The organism is Cytobacillus sp. FSL K6-0129, assembly GCF_038007625.1.
In the GTDB taxonomy this organism is placed as follows: Bacteria; Bacillota; Bacilli; order Bacillales; family Cytobacillaceae; genus Cytobacillus; species Cytobacillus kochii.
In genome coordinates, this window is record NZ_JBBOXM010000001.1 from 1,507,263 (window position 1) to 1,522,679 (window position 15,417).

The window sequence follows — 15,417 nt, forward strand, 5'->3', positions numbered from 1 at the left end:
AAAATAATTCTATTCATAACTATAAGGAAATGATAGTTATTTTGAATATTTTTTTCACATCATTCGATATTCTTTATAAAGAAATAGATCATACTATGCCCAATCCCTAATATTACTAGCAATATCGGCAAGATCACATGATCATCAAAATAGATTACACCCACTATAAAGAACAACAAAGATAATATTCTACCGATGTTCAAGAATAATTCCCTTACAACAATATATTCAATTCTCATTTCTGCCGCTTTCCAGGCTGTGCCTATTACATCATAAGTCATTGAAGAATAAGGAACGAGTAATAAAGGATAAGCGATTGCAATTAATGCCGCATAGAGCAAAAGATTAACGTAGGTTATATGAAATACTAACAGGAAAATTGACAGAAATAATAACACACCTCCAGCTAACACTGCTCTTTTCCTATGCTCTTTCTTAATCCATCTTGAAGCAATATAATAACAAACTAATGCGATACCTGAATTTAATAATCCGAATGTACCAAGTGCTAATTCGCTCCCCGTAGCTATAAACACAAAGACAGAAACGACAAACGCATATGTACCTTCACGAAACCCTTGGAAAAAATGAGCATTTGTAATCCTCTTCCAATTCTTATTATACTTTCGTTCTTCTATAATCCGCTTAAAAAAATATTTTCCATTTGCTGGACGCCTTTTAATAGAAAAGCTTAAAAATACGGCAATCGCGAATAATGCTAATGAAATTCCAAATATGACTGAATAACCAGTATAAGCCTTCATTTTTGAAATAATTAAACCGGCAGAAATAGGACCAATCATACCACCAAATGATGAAAGTAACCCGAGAAAACCATTAAAAAAGTCTCGATTTTCTGGATCGGTTATTTCAAATGTTAATACATTAAACGCAAGCCAATAAAAACCAGAACCTATACCTAATAAAGAACCTAATAAAAGGAGATATGACGACGCTTTATCCCCTACAAGAAGCACAGAAATATAAAAGAAGGCAAGAAATATAACCCCTAACCTTAGAACAATGACACGATCTACTTTTTTCGCCCATTTGCCCGCAATAATAAATGCAATAGGTTGCAGAACAACAGCAGCGAGGTTATATAAGCCTAAATCCACGTATTCACCAGATTGCTTCCACAAAAAAATATTCACAAAAGTATTGGATAACGCAATACTTAAGGAATATAATCCTCCAATTAGCAGCAATAAAACAAGGTCTCTGGTCGGCTCAATATTTCCAATCACTCTCTGCAATTTACTCATAAAAAAACTCCCCTTCGATTCTACAAATAGTCTCCTTCAAAAACGATGGAGTTATGCAAGAAAAGGAAGATCCTCATTGAAAAAATATTTCATGTCACTTGGTCTTCTTACAAAAAACAATTATGGTTAGACAATCGAAGCCCATACATTAGGAAAGAGTGACATTTATTAGACAGCAATGTAAAAAAGCACTATTCCAATGAATAGCGCTTTTTTTAAGATTATAGATTTATTTTGGCTTTTACTTCGCTTCTTGATATCTTCTGCCTACTTCGTCCCAATTGACAACATTCCAAAACGCTTTTATATATTCAGGACGTTTGTTTTGATAGTTTAAATAATAAGCATGTTCCCAAACATCTAGCCCAAGAAGGGGTGTTTTGCCTTCCATTAATGGCGAGTCTTGATTAGGTGTGCTCGTTATGGCTAATTCTCCATTATCAACAACTAACCATGCCCAACCCGATCCGAAGCGACCAGTAGCTGCTTTAGCAAATTCATCCTTGAAGTCGTCAAAGCTACCAAATTTACTAGCTATCGCATCTCCTAAATCGCCTGTTGGTGTACCCCCTCCATTTGGTGAAAGAACTTCCCAGAATAAAGAATGGTTGGCATGTCCACCGCCATTATTCCTGACAGCTGTACGGATATCTTCAGGAATATCATTTATATGGGTAATTAATTCTTCTACACTTTTCGATGCGTATGCACTTTTTCCTTCAATTGCATTGTTCAAGTTAGTTACATAAGTATTATGGTGTTTCGTATGATGGATATTCATTGTTTCCTTGTCGATATGTGGTTCTAAAGCATCATAAGCATACGGTAATTTCGGTAGTTCATAAGCCATGTAAACATTCCTCCTACTAAAAAATATAATCATATGCAGACATCATTAAAATGTCTTCTTATATTTTCTATACCACTTTGCCATAGAATCAAACATAAAAATTAATTTTTTTATAGAACAACAAATAAGAAATAGATAATCATCACTACTTGAACAATTCCTTTAGTAATGATGCTACTTATGAATCCTACAAGTGACCCAAATCCAACTAAGACCGCTTCCTTAAATGGGCGACGATGTACAATTAATTCTGCGATAATTGCCCCGACTATTGGTCCAAGTAATATACCTGCCACCGGGATAACAAAAGGACCTACTAGTATTCCAATAGTGCTTCCCCATATTCCAGCTTTTGTCCCACCATATTTTTTCACACCAACCATATTAGAGATATAGTCGGCACCAAATAGTAATATTACAAATAAAATTTGAATGGACCAAAACAGTACACCAAAAGGTTCAAAGGAATAGAATAATCCATAAACAATAAAGCCAGCGGCAATAAAAAGTACACTCGGGATAATTGGATAAATCAATCCGATAAAAGCTATAACAAATAAGATGATAATGAGTGCCCAAGCTAAAATATCCATAACCGTTCCCTCCTATTCATAACAAAAACTTCTCATAGTCTCGCCATAATTAAAACATTAAAATGTTATCTTTTCCATCGAAAGATTTTAAAAAAAGAGGTAAGGAACCAACCCTTACCTCTTTATAATACTCAATCTTCGCCTAATACAGCCTCTGCAATATTAACTGCATGATCACCGATTCGTTCTAGATTACTTAAGATATCCACATATACAATCCCTGCTTGTCCAGAACATACTCCTTCACTTAAGCGAATGATATGTTGTTTACGTAATTTACGCTCCATTTTATCTATTTGATCTTCTTTTTGTACAACATGTTGTGCTGCTTCTTTATCATTATGATCTAGCGCTTCTAATGCTTCAGAAACCGTAGAGATCGTTAATTGGAACATATCATCTAAATCTTTCATAGCGGATTCCGTAATACTTACCTTATTGGCTTTCTTATAATCCATTAATTCAACGATATTTTCGAAATGGTCACCCATTCTTTCAATATCTCTAATCGTATCCATTAGAACCGTATGTTCAGCCGATTCGCTATTAGATAAAGAACTTCTAGAAAGCTGAATAAGATAATCTGTAATTTGTCTATCCAGATTGTTTATCGCACTTTCGATTTGATAAGCTTTTTCACCATGTTTAGGAGAACCATCTATTAAAAATGATCGTGTCTCATTTAATCCTTCAACAGCAAATTGACCCATTCGAAGTACCTCTTCTTTTGCTTGTCCAAGAGCAATTGATGGCGATTGCTGAATAAAAACAGCATCTAAATGTTTGGCTTTTTGCTCAATCACTGTATCTTCACCCGGAATAAGCTTCGTCACAATATAGGCCAGAACAGCCACAAATGGCAGTTGAATCAACGTGTTAGTAATATTAAATGTTCCATGAGCGAACGCAATTGTCAGCTCTGGATTCAGTCCAAGATTCGCTTGGAACATTTCAACCAATAAAGTAAAAGGATGAAGTAATATTAAAAAGATGGTAGCTCCAATTAAATTAAACGTTACGTGAACTAGCGCTGCTCGTTTAGCTGCAACTGTAGCCCCAAGTGAAGCTAATACGGCAGTTATCGTTGTACCAATATTATCTCCAAATAAAACTGGAAGAGCTGCATCTAAGTTAATTAACCCCTCAGAAAATAGGCCTTGCAATATTCCAATTGTCGCACTTGAGCTTTGCACAATTACTGTAAGCACAGTTCCCACAAGAACACCTAATACTGGAATCTCACTCATACTAACTGTCAAGTCATGAAAGCTTTGTAAGTTACTTAACGGTTTCATACCACCGCCCATTAACTCTAATCCATAAAACAATGCCCCAAAACCAAATATAATAGACCCAATGTTTTGCATACGGTTATTTTTAAAGAAGACTAAGCATAATACCCCAATCGCTAGGATTGGCAACGCATATTCACCAATATCTAGACCAATTATAAACGCTGTAAAGGTTGTCCCAATATTCGCACCCATAATTACGCCTATCGCTTGACGTAGATTCATAAATCCAGCGCTAACTAATCCTACTGTTAACACCGTCGTTGCAGAACTACTTTGAATAAGCATCGTTACTAACATTCCTGCTAGTACACCCATTAATGGATTTGTGGTGAATCTATCCAAAATATCTCTAAGACGATCTCCAGCTGACTTTTGTAGACCATCTCCCATCGTTTTAATTCCGAGAAGGAAGATACCTAATCCACCGACAAACTCAAATATCATCTTTTGAATATCTAATTCCAAGCTTTTCAACCCCTAGAAAGTATTTCAACACTAATGTAAACCCCACACTATTATTAAAGCTTTCTCTATTAATGTAAATAGTGTAACGGTTAAATTTACAAACCTTTAATATTTTTCCCTTATGTTACAATTAGATGACAAAGGATTAATTATTCAAAAAACTTATTATTCTTGTATGACGAAAGTATTGTCGTTAAAATAAGTAGAATAATGACAAGTAAGGACGTGGAAAATTTTTGAATATCTTCAAACAATTTATAAGAAGCATTTATTCTCCAAAAGACATTGCAACATTTCGTCAGCAGGGTATAGGAAAGACTATAGGTTATGTTTTTTTTCTCACTTTCCTATCCATTATCCCCACTATTTTTTTTCTCAGTACATCCGTCTTCAATGGTGTACAATCAATGGAATCAACAATAATGGATGATTTGCCTGAATTTGAGATTGCTAATGGGACATTACAAGCAAATGAAACAGCACCTATTACTGTTGAGAATGATGGTGTGACCATTATTTTTGACTCTAATAATATTGTAAAGAAAGATGAAATATTACAAACAAATGATACCATTGCCATTCTACAAGACGAATTGGTGTTCATTAGCGGAAACAATCAACAATCCTATAGCTATAGTATGCTCGGTGATATCAATATTGATAAATCAACCGTTATTGAATTAATACAAACGGCAGATTCTTGGTTAATCATTTTAATTAGTATCTTCGCTATTGTACTGTATTTATTTTCTGTAGCCATGCGCTTAATAGAAATTTCCATTATTGCCTTAATCGGTATAATGATTGTGAGAATTGTTCAGAAGACACTTCCTTATCGCTACATGTGGCGAATAGCCGCTTATAGTATCACGTTATCAACAGTATTTTTTATTATCATGGACACACTACAAACCGTTGTTCCAAATGGAGCACTTATTAACTGGTTAATATCCATCATCATTCTCATGTTAGCCATCAAAGAAATACCTCATCAGAAAAAGGAAATACCTGAACAATAATGGAATCATACTGTAGACGCCTATACCGTCTGCAGTTTTTTTATACATAATCTGTTCTAATTAGATATGTACATGCATAAGTATGATAATGATTATTCTATAATGACGGGAGCTTGTAAATATGAGAAGAATTTCAGCCTTCATCTTAATTATTATCATTGCATTTGCTGTATACGTCGATCTTTCCAAAGGAACTCTCCCTAAACATATTGCACCCGTTGTCGCAGAGGTCACAAATTTAGAAAAAGGCGAACAAGAGGTAGGCCTTACTTATTTCGAAAAAGAAGTGAATCGGGGAGATACCGTTCTATCCATTATTGAGCAGCAAAATATGAACATCGAAAATCTTCCAATTAATGTTATTGCTGAAGATTTCAGCACATTAAATAACGGAATAAAGCCTGAAGAAATTCAATACGGCAATACCTATAAATTTCCTTCATATAATAATGAAAACTAAATGCTTAGCATCTATTTCTTGTCAATTCAATCACTTCATTGATACAATAGTTGATGATAAGAGCTTACATTGAGAAGTTCAAATATATTTTTTATATATAAAGGAGCGAATCTCCATTGAGTGAAATGATACATCGTACGAAAACTCGTCCGGTAAAAGTGGGACCGCTAACCATTGGCGGAAGTAATGAATTATTTATTCAAAGTATGACTACAACGAAAACTCATGATGTAGAAGCAACCGTTGCGCAAATTAAACGATTAGAAGAAGCAGGATGCCAAGTTGTTCGCGTAGCATGTCCAGATGAAAGGGCAGCTAATGCGATTGCTGATATAAAAAAACAAATCGATATTCCACTTGTCGTTGATATCCATTTTGATTATAAGTTAGCTTTAAAAGCCATTGAAGGTGGAGCTGACAAGATTAGAATTAATCCAGGTAATATTGGAAAACGCGAAAAAGTGGAAGCTGTTGTAAAAGCTGCTAAAGCGAAAGGTATTCCTATTCGTATTGGTGTAAATGCAGGTTCATTAGAAAAACGCATTTTAGAAAAATACGGCTATCCTACAGCAGACGGAATGGTTGAAAGTGCACTTCACCATATTAAAATCCTGGAAGACCTAGACTTCCATGATATTATCGTCTCCATGAAAGCGTCAGATGTCAATTTAGCGATTGAAGCTTATGAAAAAGCAGCTCAAGCTTTTGATTATCCTCTACACTTAGGGATTACTGAATCCGGAACATTATTTGCCGGTACAGTAAAAAGTGCAGCTGGCTTAGGCGCAATTCTTCATAAAGGTATCGGAAATACGTTAAGAATTTCATTAAGTGCTGATCCAGTTGAAGAAGTAAAAGTGGCTAGAGAGCTGTTAAAAGTATACGGTTTATCATCGAATGCTGCGACACTCATTTCTTGTCCGACTTGTGGTCGTATCGAAATCGACTTAATTAGTATCGCGAATGAAGTTGAAGAATATATTTCAACAATTAAAGCACCAATTAAAGTCGCTGTTTTGGGCTGTGCCGTTAACGGCCCTGGTGAAGCAAGAGAAGCTGACATTGGCATCGCTGGAGCACGAGGTGAAGGTTTATTATTCCGCAAAGGGAAAATTGTCCGCAAAGTACCAGAAGATACAATGGTCGATGAATTAAAGATTGAAATTGATAAAATAGCTGAAGAGTACTTTGCAAAACAAAAAGAAGAAGAAGAAAACGCCAAAGAAACAGTTTAAATAAACAATGCGCCTAGGGATACTCCTAGGCGCTTGTTGTTCATTATTTAAAAGAATGGCATAATAAAAATCCCTACTAAGAGCGATACTATACCGATACCAATCGCCCAAGTGCCAAATCCTCTAGCTCCTTTGCTATTTGCAACAATACCAAGTACGATCCCTGCAGCTCCAAGAAATATCGGCATAATGAATAGTGAAAGGATTGATAATACTAAAGCAGTAATACCTACTCCTCGGCCACCACTACGCGTTCCTTTTCTATCGTCATCCCTTCCCCTGTCCTCATCATAAGTTACAGGAGCAGCAATTTCGGCTGCAGTTTCTTCTGAATAATCGCTTGAGACTTCATACTGGTTCTCATCAACTCTGTCACGACGAAGCTGATCTTCATCATATTTACGCATCTGATCTGCCATCATGATCCCTCGCTTTAATGGTATCCACTTTTTCTGTGGTGGAGCATTTATTATTATTAACAAGCGTTACACTTTTACTTGTGTTAAGATTTTCTAGCAACAAAAAGGCTTTTATGGTTTATATAATGAAAAGTTTCAGCTAAAATTAGGAAGTAGAGATAAAATGAAGTGAACGGTTAAATGTTCAAGTTTTAAAGGAGAGCAATGAAATGAAAAAACGATTCGGAATTGATATCGATGGAACTGTCACGAGTCCAGCGGCAATGATTCCTTTTATGAACAAAGCATTTGGTTTACAACTTACTTTAGAAGACATAAAGCAATATGACTTGTATCCGCTTGTAGATATAGAACCTCAAGCATTCGATCAATGGTTTAAAGAAAATGAACCGGAAATTTATCGCCAGTCAACCATTGTACCTAACGCAAAAACAATATTAACACAATGGAAAGAAGAACATGAACTATTTTTTATTAGTGCACGCTCAACTCATTTGATGAGCGTAACTGAAAATTGGTTCATACAGAATGGCATTACTTTTGATCATATTGATCTTATTGGCTCTCATGATAAAGTCTCAGCAGCTAAACAATATGATATTGACATATTCTTCGAAGATAAACATGATAATGCTGTTATGATCCATGAGGCGTGTCAAATTCCCGTCATATTGTTCGATACACCCTATAACCGCTTACCGACTCCAGACGGCGTAAAACGGGTGACAAGCTGGAAGGAAGCAGCCACATGGGTTGAGAATTGGTTAAAAGTATCTGTGTAATCTTACTATCTTCACATAAAAAACCCCTCATATATGAGGGGTTTTTCCAATTAACAACATTCTGGGCATTTTCCGTAAATTTCAAATTTATGCCCAGAAACATCATATCCTTTTAAGTTTTCTGCCAGAGTATTCATCGGACAAGTTTCTATTTCTTTTGTTTTTCCACAATCCAGACAGATAAAATGATGATGATGATGTTCATGAGAACAAGTAAACCGAAAATGTTTTTCACCAGATAACTCGGTCATCTCAAGAATATCTAAGTCAACAAACAACGATAAATTACGATAAATGGTATCAAAGCTCAAGCCCGGATAATCTGGTTTCATTTCCTCTAAGACTTCTCTTGCCGTTAAGTACTTATTACTATCCGCAAATAGTGCAAGCATTTCTTCTCTCTTGCCTGTATGCTTATAGCCTCGATTTTTCAACAGTTCTAATGCTCCACTCACATTCATGACTGATTCACCCTTTTTTTGCAATTATACTTTAGCTGGTCTAGATGTCTTTACTTTCTTTAAAAGTATCGTTACTAATAATATTAACACAGCAATGATCACAATGGTTCCTCCAGGAGCAAGATCTAAGTAATATGCTAAAAATAAACCGCCAAGTACTGACACTTCCCCAAAAATAACTGACAATAAAATCGTTTGCTTAAAGCCCTTTGCAATCCGCATACTCGCAGCAACCGGTAAAGTCATAAGTGCGGATACGAGGAGAATTCCAACGATACGCATAGATGAAGCGATAACAAGTGCCACCATCACAATAAAAATAAAATGAACAATTTTTACTGGAATACCAGATGCTTGCGCATGCTCCTCATCAAAAGATAATAAGAATAGTTCTTTATATAAAGAAACAATAATGGCTATAATAATCACCGAAATGATGATAATAAGCCATAGATCTTCTCTACTTACTGCACTAACGCTACCAAAAAGGTAACCAAACAGATCTGAATTGAAGCCATCAGCGAGTGAAATAAATATTACACTTAGACCGGTTCCCCCAGAAAGTATAATAGGAATGGCAAGCTCCTGATAATGCTTGTATACAGACCTTAACTTTTCTATAAACACAGATCCTGTAACGGAAAAAGCCATCCCCATATAAACAGGATTGACTCCGCTAAAACCGGTTAGTTTCTTTTCAAGTAATAAGCTTGCTGCAATCCCAGCTAACGTTACATGACTAAGCGCATCTGCTATCAATGATAACCGCCTGACTACAATATACACACCAAGTAAAGGGGCAATAATACCAATAATCATACCAGTTAAAAAAGCATTTTGTAAAAACTCATATTCAAATATAGCAGCAATCATCATCTCACCCCTTCATGATGGTGGTGATGATCATGGGATAAGATATGAACGTCATGTCCATAAAACGTCGACATTTCAGCTTTATCAAGACGCTCAAATTCCTCTGTTTTCCCGTGGAAATGAAGAGTTTTATTCATACATGCAACATGTGATACCCGCTCAGAAACTGTCCCTATATCATGTGTAACCAGTAAAAGCGTAATGCCACGGTTTTTATTCAGATCTTCAAGCATATGATAAAATGATTGCACATGTTGTGCATCAACACCAACAGTCGGTTCATCTAATATAAGTAATTTAGGCTCACTAACTAACGCTCTTGCAATAAACACCCGTTGTTGCTGACCTCCAGATAACTCTCCCACATTACTCATTTCATATTCGCGTAATCCAACAGAATCTATAGCATCGATAACATGACGCCTATCTTCCTTTTTCATCCATTTAAATAGTCCCAGCTTTTTTGTTAACCCACTAGCAACAACCTCAAATACCGTTGCCGGAAAACCTGTATTAAATGAATTTGCCTTTTGCGAAACAAAGCCAATTTTTTGCCTGTCCTTAAATTGATTCATTTCTTCCCCGAAAAGAGTGATTTTCCCATTTTGTAATTTTAATAAGTTCAATATTAACTTGAGAAGTGTTGATTTTCCAGAACCATTTGGACCAACAATGGCTAAGAAGTCTCCTTCATTTACAATTAAATTTACCCGCTCTAATACATTATTCTTTTCATATCTAAAGGAAACATCCTCTATTTTAATCACTGGCTCTTGCAGTGTTTCCATCATATTCACCTTCGTTTTAAGAATCATTACGATTTAGTACAAAGAGTAGTATACATGAAGTTCCTAACCTTGTAAAGGAGTGAAATGGGGCTTGTTTCATCAATTTTTGTAGAAAAATAGGCAAATTTTTCTGCACAGGTGCATACAGTTTAATGAGGAGTGAAGCACATGAAAATCTTTGAGAACATCATTAATCACAAAGTCAATCACATTACCGCAGATGAATTATTAAAGTATGGAAAACAATTTAATATCTCAGTTAGCCGCTCAGAAGCGGAGCAAATCGCCCAATATCTTCGCGGTAAAAAGGTGAATATCTTTAATGAAAATGAACGAAAGAAACTTGTCAAAGAAATTGCCAATATTGCAGGTGTAGACACGGCAAAGTCAGTCAATCAAATATTTCTTATGTTTACCAATTCTTAAGTCGATTACAAGTGCCATTGACATCTACGATTTTAACAGACCATTAGAAGGGCAAAGAAGAAGCATAGAGGATCCCTCTCCTCCATGCTTTTTTATTGTGCTAAAATATCTTCTAAAAGATTTTCATTAAACGCTTCTTTACGCAACATATTAATTTCGAATTGATATGGCGGTTTCTTATTTTTCTTGTCCTCGCCAACATAAGGTGTTTCTAAGATTTTCGGTATTGTCGTAAGTTGTGGATGATGAACAATGTTGTTTAGTGCCTTAAAACCGATATGACCAAATCCAATATTTTCATGGCGGTCTTTCCTAGCTCCCTGAATGTTTTTACTATCATTAATATGAAGAACCTTTAATCGATCGATACCAATGATTTTATCAAATTCATTTAATACACCATCAAAGTCATTAACAATATCATATCCAGCATCATGAGTATGACAAGTATCAAAACAAACAGATAAATGTTCATTATGAGTTACACCATCAATAATTTTCGCTAGTTCTTCAAAATCTCTTCCACATTCTGACCCTTTTCCAGCCATTGTTTCAAGCGCGATTTGCACATTTTCATCCCCATTTAGTACTTCATTTAAACCTTCAATAATCCTTGCAATACCGTTTTCTGCACCTGCTCCGACATGTGCACCAGGATGCAAGACAATTTGCTTTGCCCCAAGCGCTTCTGTACGATCGATTTCAGAACGTAGAAAATTCACTCCTAATTCGAATGTAGCTGGGTTCGTTGTATTCCCTATATTAATAATATAAGGGGCATGAACAACAATATCACTTATGCCATTTTCCTTCATATGAGCTAGGCCTGCTTCTATATTTAAATCTTCTATTTTCTTTCTTCTCGTGTTTTGGGGAGCACCTGTGTAAATCATAAATGTATTCGCCCCGTAAGAAGCTGCTTCTTCACTGGCTGCTAACAACATTTTTTTTCCGCTCATCGAAACATGGGATCCGATTTTCAACATACAATATCCCTCTCTCTTATTTTCTTTTAATCCTTCTTTCTCTCTTCTTTATCTTTTCCATTTCCCATTTGCGCTTTCTTTTGTATCCTGGTTTTACTTTTTTCGGTTTTTGTACAAGTGAACTAGCTTTTTTATCAATCTCATCTGTTTGACGTTGTCTGTTTTTTCTTTTATTACGATCGTCAAGTTTTACCCAATTTCCTTTAACAAAATCAATATGAGTAAAAGTAACGCCCATCTTCTCTAATTTATTTAATGCGTCTTCATCTGTTGGATCATAAATCGTTAAGGCAATACCTGAAGTGCCTGCTCTCGCTGTTCTACCTACACGATGAATATAAAAATCTAAGTCTGTAGGTAATTCGTAGTTAATTACGTGACTAATTCCTTTAATATCAATACCCCTAGCAGCTAAATCAGTTGCTACGATATATTGGAATTCGAGATCAACGATTTGCTTCATCATTTTCTTTCGTTCTCGTGGGTTCAAATCTCCGTGAATTCTTCCGACTTTCAAGCCTTTAGCCATTAAACCATCCGCGACTTCATCTGCCTTTTTCTTCGTATTCGTAAACACGATGGCTAAATACGGGTTAAAAGACTGTAAAGCATCAAACACAAGATTTACTTTGTTGCGGTGTCTTGAAGGTAATAATTGATGTTCAATTTTAGCTGCGGTTGGTTGCTTCGGCTCTACATGAACATATTTTGGGTTTTCCATATATTTTTTCAAAAATGGTTTAAGCTTCTCTGGGATCGTAGCTGAAAACACAAGCATTTGCAATTTCTCTTGCATATGTGAAGCGATTTGGTCAACATCTTCCAAGAAGCCCATATCCAACATTAAGTCCGCCTCATCCACAACTAATAATGAAGCAGTATGGATAAGCAATGCCTGCTCTTTCACTAAATCATTAATTCTTCCCGGTGTACCAACAACTATTTGCGGTTGCGTTTTAAGCTTTTCAATTGTTCTTTGTTTATCTGTACCACCGATAAAGAGCTTAACTGCGATAGCATCTTCACTATGGCTCGTGATTTTTAAAACCTCTTGATAAATTTGGTTGGCTAGCTCTCTAGTTGGTGCAGTGATAATTGCTTGTACACCTTTTTTATTTGTTTGAAGTTTTTCAACCATTGGCAGAATATAAGCGTGTGTTTTACCTGTACCTGTCTGGGATTGACCAATGGCACTTTCCCCTTTTAAGACAGTCGGTATTAATCTTTCCTGTATATCTGTTGGTTCATAAAACCCTAACTTCTTTACTGCTTCTATAATAAAAGGTTTAAACTCATACCTTTCAAATCTTGTTTCATTCATTTTTTTAACTCCTCATTATCGTTATGAAATGATCATAAGTACTTGCACACATGATCACTTAAAATCGCAAACATTTACTCCATCATATTATTATAATAAAATTCCAGGTAAATAACCAGTTATACTTGTTATTCCTTCTTATCCTTTTATTAAAGATAAACCCATTTCTCCTTTTTGCATACAATGAAAGTAAAATCCCCTTTTGAGAGGAGGAGATGTGATGTATCCAGGAATGGGACCAAATCGAGGGCAGAGACCAGGCTTCCCACCACCACACCAAACACCACAAATGATGCAAAACTTATCAGGTAGGCCACCATTTCCACCCGGTATGACTCCATACGGACCAACACAACCAAGAAATAATGGTGGCATGAGAAATAACGGATCTTCAAGAAGTGGAGGTCTATTATCCAAAATTCTTGGTGGTAGAGGTGGTTCCGGTGCGCAGGCAGCCGTTAACACTGCTACTAATGCTGCCACAGAATCTAGAGCCGCTGGTGGAGCAGACATTCTCCAAACGCTAACAAACCCAACAAATATCAGCGGTTTTTTAACAAATACACAAAAATTCTTAAATACTGCAGGGCAAATCGGTCCAATGGTTCAACAGTACGGTCCAATGGTTAAAAATATCCCTTCAATGTGGAAGCTTTATCGCGGTCTTAAGAATATGAGTTCAACAACGGAAGAAAAAGAAGAAGAAAATGAATCTAGTTCACCATCTCCGATAAAGGATAGTCATCCTACTATGTCAGTAACGAAAACTAAAAAAGAGACATCAGTCACTATGAAGTCTTTAGAAGACCAGCCAACTCAACACCCCCCTAAAAAAGCTGGTGGTCAGTCTGTACCGAAACTGTATGTTTAATCATGTGCTTAGCGCTCGCCATTTTGGCGAGTTTTTATTTTATTTAAATCGCTCATTTCCTTCATTAAGTGAATTAAAAAAATTGTTATAGTCATCTCTTAAGTACCAATATGCAAAGTGTATCTATCCTATCACCTTCATTGTCTTATTTTCATTCGTCCTTACGGAACAATAGAATTGAGCTTAAATCACCGTGGATTTCTTTTATAAATTCTCCTTTTTGTGTTATTGCTTTATGTCTTATATAATAGATTAGAAGAGATGAGTAATTTCATTCATCCAATGTTTTATTTAAAATTATATAACACAAAATATATGTTTCAGATATAGGGAGGATATTCAATGAACGTCATCAAAATATCACCAAGGGGCTACTGCTATGGTGTAGTAGACGCAATGGTGATTGCTAAAAACGCATCACTCGATAAAACCTTACCGAGGCCAATTTATATCCTTGGCATGATTGTCCATAACAAACACGTGACTGATGCATTTGAAGAAGAAGGCATTATTACTTTAGATGGGAAAAACCGTGACGATATTTTAGACCAAGTCCAAAGCGGTACGGTTATCTTCACAGCACATGGTGTATCACCTAAAATTCGAGAAAGAGCTAAAGAAAAAGGGTTAGTAACTTTAGATGCTACCTGCCCGGATGTGAGTAGCACGCATGATTTAATTCGTCAGAAGAAAGACGAAAATTATCAAATTATATATATTGGTAAAAAGGGACATCCTGAACCTGAAGGAGCGGTTGGGGTTGCACCTGAGATCGTTCACTTAGTTGAAACGATTGACGATGTTCAAGCGTTAACACTAACAAATGAAAAAATTCTTGTTACAAATCAAACAACCATGAGCCAGTGGGATGTCGGCGATATCATGGAAGAAATCAAAGAGAAATATCCTCAAGCTGAATTTCATAAAGAAATTTGTCTTGCTACTCAAGTACGTCAAGAAGCGGTTGCAGAGCAAGCAGGGGCTGCAGATGTCCTTATCGTTGTTGGGGATCCGAAAAGTAATAACTCGAACAGGCTTGCTCAAGTTTCCGAAGAAATTGCTGGCACAAAAGCCTACCGTATTGGCGATATTTCCGAGCTTAATTTAGATTGGATTAAGGATGCTCAAACGGTTGCAGTAACGGCCGGTGCCTCTACACCAACACCAATTACAAAAGAAGTGATTTCTTTTATTGAACAGTATGATCCAAAAGAAGAATCAACTTGGCTTACAGAAAAGAAAGTACCATTATCTAAAATTCTTCCAAAAATAAAAAAGCCAAAAGTTGTACAAAAGTAAGCAAAAAGC

At 36.0% G+C, this 15,417-nt stretch carries 17 protein-coding genes; 7 read left to right on the forward strand and 10 right to left on the reverse strand.

Annotated features, from left to right (window positions below; translation table 11 throughout):
• Positions 1–59: 59 nt before the first annotated feature.
• From MHI57_RS07390 to MHI57_RS07405, 4 genes are all read right to left on the reverse strand, one after another.
• A complete protein-coding gene (locus MHI57_RS07390; RefSeq protein WP_095372556.1) occupies positions 60–1,265 on the reverse strand; it encodes an MFS transporter in 1,206 nt (401 codons plus the stop codon).
• Positions 1,266–1,506: 241 nt separating this feature from the next.
• A complete protein-coding gene (locus tag MHI57_RS07395; RefSeq protein WP_095372555.1) occupies positions 1,507–2,115 on the reverse strand; it encodes a superoxide dismutase in 609 nt (202 codons plus the stop codon).
• A 110-nt stretch (positions 2,116–2,225) separates the two neighbouring features.
• A complete protein-coding gene (locus MHI57_RS07400; RefSeq protein ID WP_095372554.1) occupies positions 2,226–2,708 on the reverse strand; it encodes a DUF456 domain-containing protein in 483 nt (160 codons plus the stop codon).
• A gap of 131 nt (positions 2,709–2,839) precedes the next feature.
• On the reverse strand, positions 2,840–4,468 hold the full coding sequence (locus MHI57_RS07405) for a Na/Pi cotransporter family protein (protein ID WP_180316948.1): 1,629 nt from the start codon (positions 4,466–4,468) through the stop codon (positions 2,840–2,842).
• 236 nt (positions 4,469–4,704) lie between these two features.
• Between MHI57_RS07405 and MHI57_RS07410 the strand changes: the two genes are divergently transcribed.
• The 3 genes from MHI57_RS07410 to ispG all read left to right on the forward strand — a co-directional run bounded on the left by MHI57_RS07410 (position 4,705) and on the right by ispG (position 7,182).
• A complete protein-coding gene (locus tag MHI57_RS07410; protein ID WP_307312886.1) occupies positions 4,705–5,487 on the forward strand; it encodes a DUF1189 domain-containing protein in 783 nt (260 codons plus the stop codon).
• 121 nt (positions 5,488–5,608) lie between these two features.
• Positions 5,609–5,947: a hypothetical protein gene (locus MHI57_RS07415; protein WP_095372552.1), complete on the forward strand. Its 339-nt coding sequence runs from the start codon at positions 5,609–5,611 to the stop codon at positions 5,945–5,947.
• Between the two features lie 125 nt (positions 5,948–6,072).
• Complete coding sequence (ispG, locus tag MHI57_RS07420) at positions 6,073–7,182, forward strand: flavodoxin-dependent (E)-4-hydroxy-3-methylbut-2-enyl-diphosphate synthase (RefSeq protein WP_180317072.1); 1,110 nt, start codon at positions 6,073–6,075, stop codon at positions 7,180–7,182.
• A gap of 47 nt (positions 7,183–7,229) precedes the next feature.
• On the opposite strand, the gene MHI57_RS07425 is transcribed toward ispG, so the two are convergent.
• Positions 7,230–7,601 carry a DUF4190 domain-containing protein gene (locus tag MHI57_RS07425; protein WP_340975616.1) on the reverse strand — a complete coding sequence of 124 codons (372 nt, stop codon included), beginning with the start codon at positions 7,599–7,601 and terminating at the stop codon, positions 7,230–7,232.
• Between the two features lie 209 nt (positions 7,602–7,810).
• On the opposite strand from MHI57_RS07425, the gene MHI57_RS07430 reads away from it, so the two are divergent.
• On the forward strand, positions 7,811–8,383 hold the full coding sequence (locus MHI57_RS07430; RefSeq protein WP_095372549.1) for a 5' nucleotidase, NT5C type: 573 nt from the start codon (positions 7,811–7,813) through the stop codon (positions 8,381–8,383).
• A 50-nt stretch (positions 8,384–8,433) separates the two neighbouring features.
• Here the strand turns inward: MHI57_RS07430 and MHI57_RS07435 are convergent, their stop codons facing one another.
• From MHI57_RS07435 to MHI57_RS07445, 3 genes are read right to left on the reverse strand one after another with little or no spacing between them, the layout of a single operon-like run.
• Positions 8,434–8,844 (reverse strand): Fur family transcriptional regulator, encoded by a 411-nt coding sequence (locus MHI57_RS07435; protein WP_095372548.1) that lies wholly within the window; start codon positions 8,842–8,844, stop codon positions 8,434–8,436.
• Positions 8,845–8,868: 24 nt separating this feature from the next.
• Positions 8,869–9,717 carry a metal ABC transporter permease gene (locus MHI57_RS07440; RefSeq protein WP_095372547.1) on the reverse strand — a complete coding sequence of 283 codons (849 nt, stop codon included), beginning with the start codon at positions 9,715–9,717 and terminating at the stop codon, positions 8,869–8,871.
• Positions 9,717–10,505 (reverse strand): metal ABC transporter ATP-binding protein, encoded by a 789-nt coding sequence (locus MHI57_RS07445; RefSeq protein ID WP_307312882.1) that lies wholly within the window; start codon positions 10,503–10,505, stop codon positions 9,717–9,719. The genes MHI57_RS07440 and MHI57_RS07445 overlap by 1 nt, the downstream gene beginning before the upstream one ends.
• Before the next feature lie 168 nt (positions 10,506–10,673).
• Here MHI57_RS07445 and MHI57_RS07450 point away from each other — a divergent pair, with 168 nt between their 5' ends.
• Positions 10,674–10,931 (forward strand): DUF2624 domain-containing protein, encoded by a 258-nt coding sequence (locus MHI57_RS07450; RefSeq protein ID WP_095372545.1) that lies wholly within the window; start codon positions 10,674–10,676, stop codon positions 10,929–10,931.
• A 92-nt stretch (positions 10,932–11,023) separates the two neighbouring features.
• Here the strand turns inward: MHI57_RS07450 and MHI57_RS07455 are convergent, their stop codons facing one another.
• Together MHI57_RS07455 and MHI57_RS07460 are read right to left on the reverse strand one after the other, a co-directional pair.
• On the reverse strand, positions 11,024–11,917 hold the full coding sequence (locus MHI57_RS07455; RefSeq protein ID WP_251163394.1) for a deoxyribonuclease IV: 894 nt from the start codon (positions 11,915–11,917) through the stop codon (positions 11,024–11,026).
• Positions 11,918–11,933: 16 nt separating this feature from the next.
• The gene (locus MHI57_RS07460) at positions 11,934–13,238 is read right to left on the reverse strand and encodes a DEAD/DEAH box helicase (protein ID WP_095372543.1); all 1,305 of its coding nucleotides are present in this window, start codon (positions 13,236–13,238) and stop codon (positions 11,934–11,936) included.
• Between the two features lie 220 nt (positions 13,239–13,458).
• Here MHI57_RS07460 and vrrA point away from each other — a divergent pair, with 220 nt between their 5' ends.
• A complete protein-coding gene (gene vrrA, locus MHI57_RS07465) occupies positions 13,459–14,109 on the forward strand; it encodes a VrrA/YqfQ family protein (protein WP_340975622.1) in 651 nt (216 codons plus the stop codon).
• A gap of 342 nt (positions 14,110–14,451) precedes the next feature.
• Complete coding sequence (locus tag MHI57_RS07470) at positions 14,452–15,408, forward strand: 4-hydroxy-3-methylbut-2-enyl diphosphate reductase (RefSeq protein WP_095372542.1); 957 nt, start codon at positions 14,452–14,454, stop codon at positions 15,406–15,408.
• Positions 15,409–15,417: the final 9 nt, after the last annotated feature.